At 54.4% G+C, this 12,708-nt stretch carries 12 protein-coding genes; 2 read left to right on the forward strand and 10 right to left on the reverse strand.

Annotated features, from left to right (window positions below; all coding sequences use genetic code 11):
• Positions 1-326: 326 nt before the first annotated feature.
• The 8 genes from B5F80_RS09690 to B5F80_RS09725 form a co-directional block, all read right to left on the reverse strand.
• Positions 327-770 (reverse strand): flavodoxin family protein, encoded by a 444-nt coding sequence (locus B5F80_RS09690; RefSeq protein ID WP_157949754.1) that lies wholly within the window; start codon positions 768-770, stop codon positions 327-329.
• Between the two features lie 153 nt (positions 771-923).
• On the reverse strand, positions 924-2,078 hold the full coding sequence (locus B5F80_RS09695) for an amidohydrolase (RefSeq protein ID WP_087478631.1): 1,155 nt from the start codon (positions 2,076-2,078) through the stop codon (positions 924-926).
• Between the two features lie 19 nt (positions 2,079-2,097).
• Positions 2,098-3,033, reverse strand: a complete 936-nt coding sequence (locus tag B5F80_RS09700) for an LD-carboxypeptidase (protein ID WP_087478661.1) — start codon at positions 3,031-3,033, stop codon at positions 2,098-2,100.
• Positions 3,034-3,038: 5 nt separating this feature from the next.
• A complete protein-coding gene (locus B5F80_RS09705) occupies positions 3,039-4,631 on the reverse strand; it encodes a peptide ABC transporter substrate-binding protein (RefSeq protein WP_087478632.1) in 1,593 nt (530 codons plus the stop codon).
• Positions 4,631-5,599 (reverse strand): ABC transporter ATP-binding protein, encoded by a 969-nt coding sequence (locus B5F80_RS09710; protein WP_087478633.1) that lies wholly within the window; start codon positions 5,597-5,599, stop codon positions 4,631-4,633. The genes B5F80_RS09705 and B5F80_RS09710 overlap by 1 nt, the downstream gene beginning before the upstream one ends.
• Positions 5,586-6,581, reverse strand: coding sequence for an ABC transporter ATP-binding protein (locus B5F80_RS09715; protein ID WP_087478634.1), 996 nt, complete (start codon positions 6,579-6,581; stop codon positions 5,586-5,588). The genes B5F80_RS09710 and B5F80_RS09715 overlap by 14 nt, the downstream gene beginning before the upstream one ends.
• Positions 6,578-7,492: an ABC transporter permease gene (locus tag B5F80_RS09720; protein ID WP_204246387.1), complete on the reverse strand. Its 915-nt coding sequence runs from the start codon at positions 7,490-7,492 to the stop codon at positions 6,578-6,580. The genes B5F80_RS09715 and B5F80_RS09720 overlap by 4 nt, the downstream gene beginning before the upstream one ends.
• A 2-nt stretch (positions 7,493-7,494) precedes the next feature.
• Entirely contained in the window at positions 7,495-8,427 is a 933-nt protein-coding gene (locus B5F80_RS09725) for an ABC transporter permease (RefSeq protein ID WP_087478636.1), read from the reverse strand.
• Positions 8,428-8,658: 231 nt separating this feature from the next.
• On the opposite strand from B5F80_RS09725, the gene B5F80_RS09730 reads away from it, so the two are divergent.
• Positions 8,659-9,861, forward strand: coding sequence for an MFS transporter (locus B5F80_RS09730; RefSeq protein WP_087478637.1), 1,203 nt, complete (start codon positions 8,659-8,661; stop codon positions 9,859-9,861).
• Between the two features lie 55 nt (positions 9,862-9,916).
• Here B5F80_RS09730 and B5F80_RS09735 read toward each other — a convergent pair whose 3' ends face one another.
• The gene (locus B5F80_RS09735; RefSeq protein ID WP_143747181.1) at positions 9,917-11,053 is read right to left on the reverse strand and encodes an autotransporter domain-containing protein; all 1,137 of its coding nucleotides are present in this window, start codon (positions 11,051-11,053) and stop codon (positions 9,917-9,919) included.
• A 52-nt stretch (positions 11,054-11,105) separates the two neighbouring features.
• Positions 11,106-11,393, reverse strand: a complete 288-nt coding sequence (locus B5F80_RS09740; RefSeq protein WP_087478639.1) for a helix-turn-helix transcriptional regulator — start codon at positions 11,391-11,393, stop codon at positions 11,106-11,108.
• Positions 11,394-11,512: 119 nt separating this feature from the next.
• On the opposite strand from B5F80_RS09740, the gene B5F80_RS09745 reads away from it, so the two are divergent.
• Positions 11,513-12,706, forward strand: coding sequence for an AIPR family protein (locus tag B5F80_RS09745; protein WP_087478640.1), 1,194 nt, complete (start codon positions 11,513-11,515; stop codon positions 12,704-12,706).
• Positions 12,707-12,708: the final 2 nt, after the last annotated feature.

A 12,708-nucleotide genomic window follows, 5' to 3' on the forward strand; every position in this document is an offset into this window, starting at 1 on the left:
CGTATCACATTGTTCAGTTTTCAAAGGCCATGCCGTCTCGCGACGACTTGTATATCTTACCAGACTCGCCCGGGCTTGTCAAGCACTTTTTTGAAGTTCTTTTCAAGCGGACCGGCTATCCGGCCTGCCGCGGCGTCCTGCCGCAACAGCTTGTTTAGTATATCCCCTTTTCGTCCTGTTGTCAAGAGATTTTTCCTACAAAAATGTGTGTTTCGGAAAAACACCTGGTAAACGCCGCATCAGGCCGTCTCGTTTAAATGGCGGCAACAAAAAACGCTAAAGAAATCCAATGGATTTCTTTAGCGAGTCCGTACAAATACAAGCGATTAAACTCCGGCGCCCATCAAGCGGTCAAGCGTATTTTCTGCAAAGTCCCGAGCAAAAGCCCGCGCTTTCTGATCACTTTCTTCTTTATTATCTTCCCGTTCCGTCGGCGTGACATAGGTGCCGACGATTTTGCAGCCCGAAGGAAGGACATCGATGACGGTGCGCAAAATTTTCGCCGAGTCGTCGGAGAAGGGTCCGCTCTGCACTGTGACAAATACGGCGACGTTTTTATTATCCAATTGTTCCAAAGCCTGCGCAGCGCCGGCGTCTACGGCATCGCCGTCAGCCCAGCAGCCCAAAAAAACGCAGTCGTAGGAGTTGATGTCGGCCGGCATTTCTTCAACGGGCAGGCACGGCGTACCTTCCGGCAGTCCGCTTACGACGTGTTCGGCAATTTTTTTCGTTCTTCCTGTATGAGACGAGTACAATACGATAGATTTCATGATGTGATCACTTCCCTCTTCTTTCTTAAGACGTTTCGCAAAATGATAATGAAATATCATCTTGCCTAAAGTATATTATTGAGGTGTTCTTTTGTCAATATATCTCATCACGTTTTACTCATACATTTTTTGCCAGTTCACAAAGAAAAAAATTCACAACAAGAATTCTTTGCCATTCTTTTCATTCATGACTTCTACAGCCACCATAGCCATCGCTTTAGCCCCTACTAAGGCCTGCATTTTCCCCAGCTCGCTGCCTGCTGCCGCGGCGAATTTCTCCGTATGAGCCGCCGCGTCGTAGCAAATGCAGATTTCCGGCTGACAAGCCCGCGTGACCTGGCTCACGTTGCCTACGTCGCTGGAACCGTCGGCATAATCATCGTCCTTTACATCGAAGGGTTCATGGAGGGCGTTAAAGGCTTCGGCAAAATATACGTTCATTTTGGCATCTTGTATCATATTTTTATACAGCGGCTCATAATGAACCATCGCGACCTCGGCCCCGTGCGCCTGGGCAACAGCTTGAGCCAGCTCGCGAATCTGCGGCAGCATGACCGTTTCTAAATACTGCGCGTCGAGAGCCCGTATTGTAGCCCGCATTACCGCTTTATCGGGGACGATATTGGGCGCGATGCCGCCGTCCGTAATGATAGCGCCGATCAGATGGGTTTCCGTCCATGTCTGTTCCAGGTCTTTCAGCTGCCGATAAAAATCGACAAGGGCATCCAGAGCGTTGATTCCCTCGTATTCCCTGTCGGCAATATGGGCGGCCTTGCCCAAAAAGGTAAATTCCATCGGATGGGAGGCATACGACGTGCCGCCGATGCTGGTCGTATCGGCACAGGGATGAAGAATCACAGCAGCGTCCAATTCATCAAATACGCCCTGGTCGCTCATATACACCTTGCTGCCTTCCGTTTCTTCCGCCGGACAGCCGTATACATGGACAGTCGCGCCGGCGCCGCAGACAGCGGCAAAGGCCAGGGCCGCCCCGACGCTCATAGCTGCGATGAGATTGTGCCCGCATCCATGGCCAATCTCCGGAAGGGCGTCGTACTCCGCTAAAAATCCCATGTGAAACGGCCCGTCTCCCCACGAAGCATGAAAGGCTGTCGGAAACGCTTCGGGCACGACGTCTTCCACCGTAAAGCCGGCGTCGCCCAGTACCTTCCGCAAATAGGACGACGCCAAATATTCGCTGCCGCCCAATTCGGGATGGGCGTGTATGTAGTCGGCAATTTCATAAATTAAGGACTGCAGCTCGTCGACCTTTCGGCAAGCTGCTTCCTTCATCTTCTGCTTATCCATGTCAATCTCCCTTTCTGCTTCAGAATGTCGGCGCAGTAATGGCCAGCTCCGCTCCGTCCGCCGTACTGCGCAGCCAGGCAGTCGCACCGAAGGGAAGCCAGGCGTTATGCCGGCCATGACCGGCAGGAAAGCCCCAAAGGGACGGCTTTCCCCAACGCTGGGCGTATTGGAATACGACTTCCTTTACGGTGAACTCATACTCGCTCTTCTGCGTCGGCTCACAGTGGGCAAAATCGCCGAAGACAAAGGCCGCTGCCCGCTCGGACAATCCTGACTGCTCAAACTGGCACAGCATCCGGTCCAGGGCATAGGCGTCTTCGCCGATTTCTTCCAGCAGCACGACGGCATCCGTGCCGTCCAGCTCATACGGCGTCCCCGTCAGGACCGACAGGAGCATCATGTTGCCGCCGCACAATGGACCGGAAACGCAGCCCGGTACGATAGGCTCCAGCACAGTTCCTTCGGGAAGGGAAAGGGACCGCGCCGAAAAGGGCGACTGCAGCCCCTGGGCAAACTGCTTCCGCGTATAGTCCGACGCCGTATGGCCCAAGGACATGGCCATGGCGCAGTGGACCGTCGCCATGCGGCAGCGCTGCTGAAACGCCGTGTGCAGGGCCGTAATGTCGCTGAACCCCATAAATAATTTAGGATGGGCCGCAATGAAATCATAATCCAGAAGCGGCAGCAGCCGGGCCGCCCCATATCCGCCGCGCAGGCAGAGCACGGCGGACACGCCGTCGTCGCCGAAGGCTTCGTGAATATCCTGCGCCCGCAGCTCATCCGTACCGGCCAAGTAGCCCCAATGCGCGCCGACAGACCGTCCCAGTTTGACGTCATAGCCTAAGGATCGTATGAAATCGACGCCTTCCTGCAAATCGTCGTCCGCCAGGGCAGCCGACGGCGCTACGATGGCAATCGTAGCGCCTGGCCGCAGCGGTTTTGGAAAAGTATACATGCAGTTCATCCTTTCTGATCTTCTAAGTAGGCCCGTTTAAAATCGACGACGCCCAAGGGCGACCAATGATAGCCCTTGACATAGGGCTGTACGACGTAGGGCTGCGTCGTATAGTAAATCGGGATGATGACGCAGTCGTCGAACAAAATTTGTTCGGCTTCATGCATATACTGCCGGCGCAGCGCCGGGTCGTTGGTCTCCTTAGCCGCCTGTACCAGATTATTATATATAACATTATAATAGCGGGCATCGTTATCCCTATCTGCAAACACGTCTAAAAACGTCATCGGGTCGACGTAGTCGGCAATCCACGACGCCCGGGCAATTTGGTAATCGCCTTGGCTGCGCGTCGCCAGGAATACCTTTGATTCCTGATTCGCCAAAAAGACATCGGCTCCCAGCACGTCCTTCCACATGGACTGCATCGCTTCGGCGATGGCCTTGTGCATTTCATTCGTATTGAATAAAATCGTCACCTCCGGCAGCGGATGACTTTCATCATATCCGGCAGCCTTCAGATAGGCCCTGGCGGCCGCCTCGTCTTCGACGGCTAAATCGCCGCCTTCTTCACGAAAATCGCGACCCGTCTCTTCGTCGGCAATTCCCGGCGGCACCCAGGCGTAGGCCGCTTCCTTCTGAGCCCGCACGACATAGCGCACCAGCTCTTCCCGCCGCACGGCCGCCGCAAAGGCCCGGCGGACGTTCACGTCGTCAAAGGGCGGCTTCTGCACGTTGAATACATAGTAATACGAGCCAAGGTACGGCGCAATCTTATACAGCCCCAGCGCCTCTAATCGTTCCTGTTCCGACGGCGGCGGCTCGACGGTCATATTGGCCTGTCCGCTTTCTACCAGCGTGAGGCGCGTCGCCTGAGAGTCGCTGATGGGAAATTCAAGACGGTCCAAAACGACGGCGCCGGCATCCCAATAGGCGTCGTTTTTCACCATATCGATTTGGCTGGAATGATTCCAAGCCGTAATCTTATAAGGCCCGCTGCACACCATCGTCTCTGCGTCAGCCGCCCACGTATCAGGCCAGGCTTCGACGACGTGCTTCGGCACGGGGTAATAGCAGTGGAAGGCCGTCAAATTGAGAAAGTAGGCCGTCGGGTTCGTCAGCCGCACCTGCAGGGTCTTATCATCCAAGGCAGTGACGCCCACTTCGTCAGCTCGGGCCTGCCGGTTAAAATACGCTTCGGCCTTATCAATGCAGAACAGCATGTAGGCGTTTTCCGAAGCGACGTCCGGATTCAGCACCCGCTTCCACGAGTATTCAATATCCTGGGCCGTAATCGGCGTGCCGTCGCTCCAGCAGATGCCGTCGCGCAGATAAAACGTATATACCTTGCCGTCCGGCGAAATCTGCCACGAAGCGGCCAGGGCCGGCTGCGGCACGTCATGGTCATCTAAGCGGGTCAGCCCCTCGAAAATCTGCAGCTCCACGTTGCTTTCCGGCAGGGCCGTCGTCATCGCCGGGTCCAGGCGCGACGGCTCGGCTTCCAGCACATAGCTTACCGTATCGGGACGGGGCGCAGCCCCGCATCCCCAGCAGGCCAACAACAGCAGCACCAGGCCGACAGCCGCCAATATCCGTTTCATCATAGGCCCTCCTCTGCCACGGCGTGGCAGGCGACGTACCGCTCCGGCCGCACCTTCCGCCACAGGGGCTCTTCCCGGCGGCACAGGTCTGACGCATAGGGACAGCGCGGATGAAATACGCAGCCTGACGGCACGTCGAAGGGCCCGGGAATTTCCCCTTCGACGACGACGCGCCGCTTGTATCCCGGATCGGGACGCGGCACGGCGGAAATCAGCAGCTTCGTATAAGGATGAAGGGGCCGGTGAAACACATCGCCGCCCGGTCCCAGCTCGACGAGGCGTCCTAAATACATGACGCCGATACGGCGGCTGACGTGATGCACCATAGCTAAATCATGGGAAATAAACAAATACGCCAATCCCAGCTCCTGCTGCAGCCGCTTCAGCATATTGACGATCTGCACCTGCACGGATACGTCGAGGGCCGAAATGGGCTCATCGCAGAACACGCATTCCGGCTTCAAGGCCAGGGCGCGGGCGATGCCGACGCGCTGCCGCTGGCCGCCGCTGAATTCATGGGGATAGCGCTGGGCCGCTTCGGCCCGCAAGTCGACCATCTCCAAGAGAGCCTCTACGGTCTTCCGCCGTTCCGACGCCGTAGGGCAAAGGCCGTAGTTCCGCAGGGGTTCACTGATAATATCGCCGACGGTCATACGGGGGTCCAAGGACGAATAGGGGTCCTGAAAAATCATCTGGACGCAGCGCCGGTACGCTTTGGCCGCATCGGCCTCTGCCGTATCCCGTCCCTTATATAATACCTGTCCGCCCGTCTTTTCATACAGTCCCAGTACGGTGCGGGCAAAGGTCGATTTGCCGCAGCCCGATTCGCCGACTAAGCCGACGGTCTCGCCCGGCCGTATAGCCAGCGATACGTCGCGCACAGCCGTCACTACCTTATTCGGCCGTCCCAGCCAGTCCCGGCCTGCGACGAATTGCTTCGTAATATGAACAGCCTCAATCAGATTCACAGGCCTTCCTCCTTTCCGGGCACAGAAGCCAGCATGCCGCGCGATGGCCGCCGCCCAGCTCGTACGGCGGCGGCAGGCTATGCGTACAGATGCGCATAGCCTGCGGGCAGCGGCGATAAAAGCGGCAGCCTGCCGGCATATGGAACAAATCGGGAGCCTGTCCGTCGATGCCCGTCAGCTCCTTGTCCGGCCGGGACGGGTCCGGCAGCGACGCCAGCAGCCCCTGCGTATACGGATGGGCAGGCCGATAAAAAATATCTTCTACAGGCCCCTCCTCGACGACGCAGCCGGCGTACATGACGTACACGCGCCGGCACATCTGGGCGATGACGCCGAGGTTATGGGAAATAAGGACGACGGCCATGCCCAGCTGCTTCTGCAGCTCCTGAATCAGCGCCAATACCTGCGCTTCCGTCGTCACGTCGAGAGCTGTCGTCGGCTCGTCGGCGAAGAGCAGCCGCGGCTCGCCGGCCAAGGCCATGGCGATGAGGCAGCGCTGGCGCATGCCGCCGGACAGCTCATGGGGATATTGGCCCAATCGCTTTTCCGGATTTGTAATTCCGACGGCCCGCAGCAGCGCCAGGGCCCGTTCATCCCGTTCCTTCCGGCTCTTGAATTTCGCCGGGTCCAGGCCTTCGCGAATCTGGCTGCCTATCGTTAGCACCGGATTCAGCGAGGTCATGGGGTCCTGGAATATCATAGCCATCTGCCGGCCCCGCAATGCGTTCATATCCCCCTCGCGCAAGGGCAGTATATCCCGGCCGTCCCAGTAAATATGGCCGTTCGTATACATCGCCGTTTCTTCCGGCAGCAGCTTCATCGCCGACTGGGCCGTAATGGATTTGCCGCAGCCCGATTCGCCGACAATGCCCACGGTCTCTCCGGGATATACACGCCATGACACCTCATGCAGCCCTTCGAGGATACCGCGGTACGTGCGAAACGACACGGACAGCCCATCGATGTCTAATAACGGCTTCATCGGCTTCCCTCCTTCTGGTTCTGCGGGTCCAAGGCATCGCGCAGGCCGTCGCCGAGAAACATGAACCCCAGCATGGTCAGGCTCAGGGCCGCCGCCGGAAAGAACAGCTGGAACGGGAAGGAACGCATGCTGTTGATGCCTTCCGAGGCCAGTACGCCCCAGCTGGCCATGGGCGCTGATACGCCCAGGCCGATAAAGCTCAGAAAAGCCTCCGTAAAAATAGCGTCAGGAATGGATAAGGTCAAGGTGACGATGATCGGGCCAACGCAGTTGGGAATCATGTGGCGGCGCAGAATCTGCCACGTCGACGCGCCGCAGGACCGCGCGGCCAGCACGTAATCCTGCTGCTTTAAGCTCAGTATCTGGCCGCGGACGATGCGGGCCATGTTGAGCCAGTACGATATGCCCAGGGCCAGGTAAATATTGAGCAGGCCCGGACGAAATACTACCATGAGCAGGATGACGTACAACAGCATAGGAATCGAATACAAGACGTCGACAATATGCATCATGATCCGTTCCGTCCGGCCGCCGGCAAGGCCGGCGACGCCGCCGTACAAGACGCCGATGCATACGTTGATCAGGCTGGCAACCAAACCGATGGACAAGGAAATGCGCGCGCCGTACAGGACGCGGACGAACAAATCCCGTCCCAGCGCATCGGTGCCGAACCAGTGCTCCCGCGACGGCCAGGCATTGGCCATGGTGAAATTCTGCGCGTCATACGTATACGGCGATAGCCACGGCCCGACGACGGCCAATACAGTCATGACGGCGACGATCGCCATGCCCCAGAGGGCCAGCCGATTTTTTTTCATCTGCCGCCAGCCCCGCTCGCGCAGCTTCTGCGGCGGAACATAGGGCTCCAGGCGCGCTTCCGGCCCGATGGGCTCAAATTCACGAGCGTCCATGGTCATTCCCCCTTACGCGATTTCAAGGCAATCCGCGGGTCCAGCAGCGGATACACCAGATCTACCAATAAATTCATCAGCATGATAAGAAAGCTGTAAAAAATCGTAATCCCCAATATAACTGTATAATCGCGGTTATATATGCTGGTAACAAAATGCCGCCCCAGGCCGGGAATGGCGAACATGGACTCGACGATAAAGCTGCCTGTCAGCAAGGCCGCCGCCAAGGGCCCGATATAGCTGACGACCGGCAGCAGGGCGTTGCGCAGGGCGTGGCGGCACAGGAGGGAGTATTTGTCTGCGCCGCGGGAACGGGCCGTGCGTATATAGTCCTGTCCCAGCGCGTCGAGCACGCTGGAACGAGTCAAGCGCATGACGAAGGCCGTCGGGTGGGCTGCCAGAGCCAACGCCGGCAGGATGACGTAGGACGGCCCCTTCCACATCGCCGCCGGCAGCACGGGCCAGGTAAAGGCGAACAGCTGCACCAGCAGCGCCGCGATGATAAAGCTGGGAACAGATACGCCGAAGGTCGCCCCAAGCATCAGGGCGTAATCGAGCCAGCGATTCTTGTACCAAGCTGCGGCCAGACCGGCCGCCACGCCGACGCCGACGGCCAGGCACAGGCTGATGCACCCCAAGGCGGCCGATACGGGAAAGGTTTCGGCGATGATGTCGTTCACCGTGCGGCCAGGATATTTATAAGACGGGCCCAAATCCAACACGGCGGCCCGGCCGACGTAATCGGCATACTGTTTCCAGAGCGGGTCGTTCAGATGGTATCGGGCCTCGATGTTTTCCATGACGGCCGGCGGCAGCTTCTTTTCCTGCGTAAAGGGGCCTCCCGGTATGGCGTGCATCAGCCCGAAGGTAATCGTAATAATAGCCCACAGCACGACGGCAGCGCCGGCTATGCGCTTCAGGAGATATATAATCATGCAGCGTTCCTTCTTTTCAAATCTTGTCCTTCCGCAGGAAAAAGGCGGCGCCATGCCCGCCCGTCACCATGCGGTGTCTTTATTATATAAGTCCGGCATGAATTCAGCAAGACCATAAGACGGGTCTATCATTTTCCAAAAAGTTGCAGTATAATGAACGTACTCAAATAGATTATTATAAGTATATAAAGAAATATATAGAATGTTCCATATAAAAGGGGCGAATCGATCATGAATTGGAAAGTCTGTTTAGCCATATTAACCTGCAACGTCGTGTTCATGTCTTCCAGCTACACGATGCTCATTCCCTTTCTGCCCATGTATTTGACGCGGGAACTGGGCGTAGACGCGTCTTCGGTCAATATCTGGTCTGGCGTCGTCTTTTCGTCGACCTTCGCCGTCAGCGCGATCATGGCCCCGATTTGGGGACGCCTGGCCGATAAGAAGGGCAAGCGGCTCATGGCGATCCGTTCCAGCCTGCTGCTGGCAATCAGCTATTTTCTCGGCGGCATCGTCACCTCGCCGCTGCAGCTGACGTTCATGCGCATGTTCCAGGGCTTTGCCGCAGGCCTGTGGCCTATGGAGCTGGCTATTATGACGACGTACGCGCCACCTAAAAAGCTGGGCATCTGCCTGGGCGTCATGCAGGGCGCCCTGACGGCCGGCGGGGTCATCGGCCCCCTGTTCGGCGGGCTGCTGGCGGAAATCTTCGGCATGCGCATGTCCTTTTTCCTCGCCGCAGGCGCTTTATTCCTAAACTTTCTCATCCTCGTATTCTTCATCAAGGAACCGCCTGACACGGACGCGCCGACAGAAACGGCGAAGGCCGCCGCGCCGGCAGAAGAGGGAAGCCTGTGGCATCATCCCCTCATCCGCAACATGCTGATCTTCGCCGTCTTCGTGCAGATGGTCATCCTCATCATCCAGCCCGTCCTGACGACGTACGTAACGGAATTGGCCGGCCATCTGGACAACCTGATCTTCATTTCCGGCCTCGTCTTCTCCCTGGGCGGCTTTGCCAGCGCCGTTTCATCGCCCTTGTGGGGCCGGTTCGGCCAGCACCACGGCTTCCACACGTCGCTGACCTACGCCCTGTTCGCCACGAGCCTCGTATTCTTCCTGCAAGCCGTTCCGGACGACCTCTATTACTTCGCAGCGACGCAATTTGCCATCGGCCTGTTCTTCTCCGGCATTTATCCGTCCATCAACGCGATTTTAGCGGAAAACACGACGGCCCACATGAAAGGCCGCGTCTTCGGCCTCCTCTTTTCAGCTCAGCAGATCGGTTCTATGGCCGGGCCCCTTCTCGGCGGGGTCATTGCGACCTTCGTCGGCATCAAATTCGTCTTCGTCCTGGCCGGCGCCATCGTGCTCATCATGAGCATCTTCGCCCGCCGTCAGCAAAAAATCGCCATGCGGCAATATCATCCGTAACGCAAAGCATCCCGTAAGCATGTCCGGCAGCTGCAGCCGACATGCCTGCGGGATGTTATTTTTTTCCGTCTTTATTTACGTCCTTATCGGGTTTCAAGGAACGTTCGTCCTCTTTGAGCTTTTTGAACGCTTCCCGGTCTTCCTTTTTTGCGCCGCCCCAGCGCAGGACCAGGCCGCCGGTTACGCTCCACGTCTGCTTCATGTCGGAGCCGAAGCGCCGCGTCAGCTCGCCCCAAATCGTATTGCCCTGGCCCATGGTGAAAGACGTGCCGACAGTCATATTGTACCAAGATGACGGCCCCGACCCCAGCGACACGGAAGCCGAATCGCCGCTCTGCACATTCTTCCCTTCTCCGTACAGGGGGCCGGTAAAATCGCGCTGCACTTCGAACCGGCCGTAGGCCAGCCCCTCATTGCCGCGAATGCGATAGGTTTTTCCAGCCATGAGTCCGGCCTTTCCCGTAAGCAGCGTCTGATTCTTCGGCGTGTACACCGCCGTCGTCCCTACGGACGGCAGATTCATATAGCCGAAGGACACGCCGACCTGGGGCTCCCAAAAGAAGCTGTCTGCAGCAAACTTCGTCTGGTACCAGCGCAGGCCCAGCGCCGGCATCCACGTCCGATACGATTCCGACCGGCTCTGACCGGCCTCGTCCGTATAGGACAACTGATTCCGCAGGCTCGTCACCCGAAACACGCCTTCTATGCGGTGGGAATCCGCGCCCTCCCACGACGTATACCAGGCCGCGCCGTATTTCTTCATGGCCGACGACGCGCCGCCGTACGATATGTCGCCAGAATCGTAGCTGCTCAAATACGCGTTCGAAGACCCTGACAAGTAAAACAGCCCCTGCCGCATCGTGCCGCCGCGCCAATTCCACACGCGCCCCGTTTCGTAGCCCAGATGCATGGAGCTGTAATCCTGGGACAGCGACGCGCTGCCATAGTGGGGAAATACGTCGCTTCGGTAGAAAAACTTTACCGACCAGTCCGAGGCGTCCGTCGGCCGCTGCATACCTTTAAAAGCCGCAAACCGGCTGTCATCAATGCGCCGCCATATCAAGTCATCCTCTATGCGGTAGGCGTTGACGGCCCCAATCTGCCCGGCCGCGATGGAATAGGCAGTCTGCCGCCAGTCGCTGGGCTCAGCGGCATGAACAGAAAGCATAAAATTAATAACTAAACAAATCAAAGTAGTATATCTTATTTTCCATGTCACGTAAAAAATCCCTCCGCTTTATCCTTTAATTTTCTTTATAGATCTCAATTATTTCTCCAAATAATTCTACCGGATCAACCTCTAAGGCTTCTGCTAAAACAATTAATTTTTCTATGCTTATCCAATTTTTTCCCAGTTCAACGTTAGATAGATGCCGTGTAGATATCCATTGTTTGCCACCAAATATTTCAAAACTGCGATTATATATAAATTTTTCTCTTGAATAATAATTTTTACCCAGAGCCTTTCTTTTTCTAACTAGCATTTGACCAATTTTGACTAAAGCTTTATCCGTTTCTTTTCGTTCCGCCATAACTCCACCTGTATGATATGCACCATGGTGCATTGTTTTATTTTGGTTTTTATTTTAGAATATATATGTAATCAAGAGACCGGTTTTCTATCAATTAAATCATGTAAAGGAGATTATCTATGAACACATTATTGAAATTTAAAGTAAACGCGCTTCGTACATTAGCATCTCCCTATAAAAAAAATGAAAAAGATGTAAACCAATACGAAATTATTTATTATTTGTTAGTTAATATGAAGGATCTCCCATCTAATATCCCCTTAGAAGTCAACCCTCGAAAACCTAAAATGACAACCAATGTAGCAAAGCGACTCTTAAAGGCTGTCATTGCTCCAGAAAACGATTTCTACATTAATAACCGAGGCATTGTTATCGCTGCTAAATCACTTTCATTTAACAGTCAAAATTCAGAAGTGACCATAGATATTGGCGACCAAACTTTAGAAGATGATCACTTTTCCTATGGCATTCTAGACGGAGGACATACCTACAAAGCAATTCTAACAAATCGCGAGCAAATTCCAAACGATATGGAACAATATGTCCGCATTGAAGTAATCACAAATGTACAAAATATTAGAAGACTTTCAGATGCACGTAATACATCTGTACAAGTTTCCGATATTGCCCTGTTTAACTTAGACAATAATTTTGATAGTATAAAATCAGCAATTTCTAAAGAATCATATGCCAAAGAAATTGCTTATAAAGATAATGAAGATGCCCCTATTAATATTTCTGAATTACTCCGGCTCATGTATGCTTTTGACATTGATAAATATCCAGATGATACAGCAGCTCCAGTTCAAAGTTATTCTGGAAAAGCTCAAGTATTTAAAAGATATCAAGAAGCCTTCAAAACTCCCTTATATCAATTTTTGACAAGTGAATTGCCTGTTTTAGTGCAATTATATGATACTATTGAATCAGAATTAGCTTCTGCTTATAAAAAATATAAATCAGCAATGGGGGTGAAGTCTCCAAGGTTCGGCAGTGTTAAAGGAATCGAAGCTAAAGATGGTACTAAAACGACCTTCTTACATCGAGACACTAATCATGTCATTTCAACAGGATATATTTATCCCATTTTCGGAGCATTCCGCAGTTTATTAAAGTACGATGAAAATGAAAATATATATTGGATCTTTAATCCACTCGAAATATGGGAAGAAGTTAACCCAAGTTTAGCACAAAATACATTTGAAACACAATCAAATCCCCAATTAGCAGGTAAAGATAAGCAATTATGGTTATCCAACTATCGAATTGTCGAAGCTCAATCTTTAAGAAATTTATTAAAAGCTAGAAAATGATT

The organism is Megasphaera sp. An286, assembly GCF_002163455.1.
Taxonomy (GTDB): domain Bacteria; phylum Bacillota; class Negativicutes; order Veillonellales; family Megasphaeraceae; genus Megasphaera; species Megasphaera stantonii.

Coding starts and splice junctions, on each gene's coding strand:
- B5F80_RS09730 (WP_087478637.1), top strand. CDS start 8,659: ATGAATTGGAAAGTCTGTTTAGCCATATTAACCTGCAACGTCGTGTTC.
- B5F80_RS09725 (WP_087478636.1), bottom strand. CDS start 8,427: ATGATTATATATCTCCTGAAGCGCATAGCCGGCGCTGCCGTCGTGCTG.
- B5F80_RS09715 (WP_087478634.1), bottom strand. CDS start 6,581: ATGAAGCCGTTATTAGACATCGATGGGCTGTCCGTGTCGTTTCGCACG.
- B5F80_RS09695 (WP_087478631.1), bottom strand. CDS start 2,078: ATGGATAAGCAGAAGATGAAGGAAGCAGCTTGCCGAAAGGTCGACGAG.
- B5F80_RS09700 (WP_087478661.1), bottom strand. CDS start 3,033: ATGTATACTTTTCCAAAACCGCTGCGGCCAGGCGCTACGATTGCCATC.
- B5F80_RS09720 (WP_204246387.1), bottom strand. CDS start 7,492: ATGGACGCTCGTGAATTTGAGCCCATCGGGCCGGAAGCGCGCCTGGAG.
- B5F80_RS09745 (WP_087478640.1), top strand. CDS start 11,513: ATGAACACATTATTGAAATTTAAAGTAAACGCGCTTCGTACATTAGCA.
- B5F80_RS09705 (WP_087478632.1), bottom strand. CDS start 4,631: ATGAAACGGATATTGGCGGCTGTCGGCCTGGTGCTGCTGTTGTTGGCC.
- B5F80_RS09690 (WP_157949754.1), bottom strand. CDS start 770: ATGAAATCTATCGTATTGTACTCGTCTCATACAGGAAGAACGAAAAAA.
- B5F80_RS09740 (WP_087478639.1), bottom strand. CDS start 11,393: ATGGCGGAACGAAAAGAAACGGATAAAGCTTTAGTCAAAATTGGTCAA.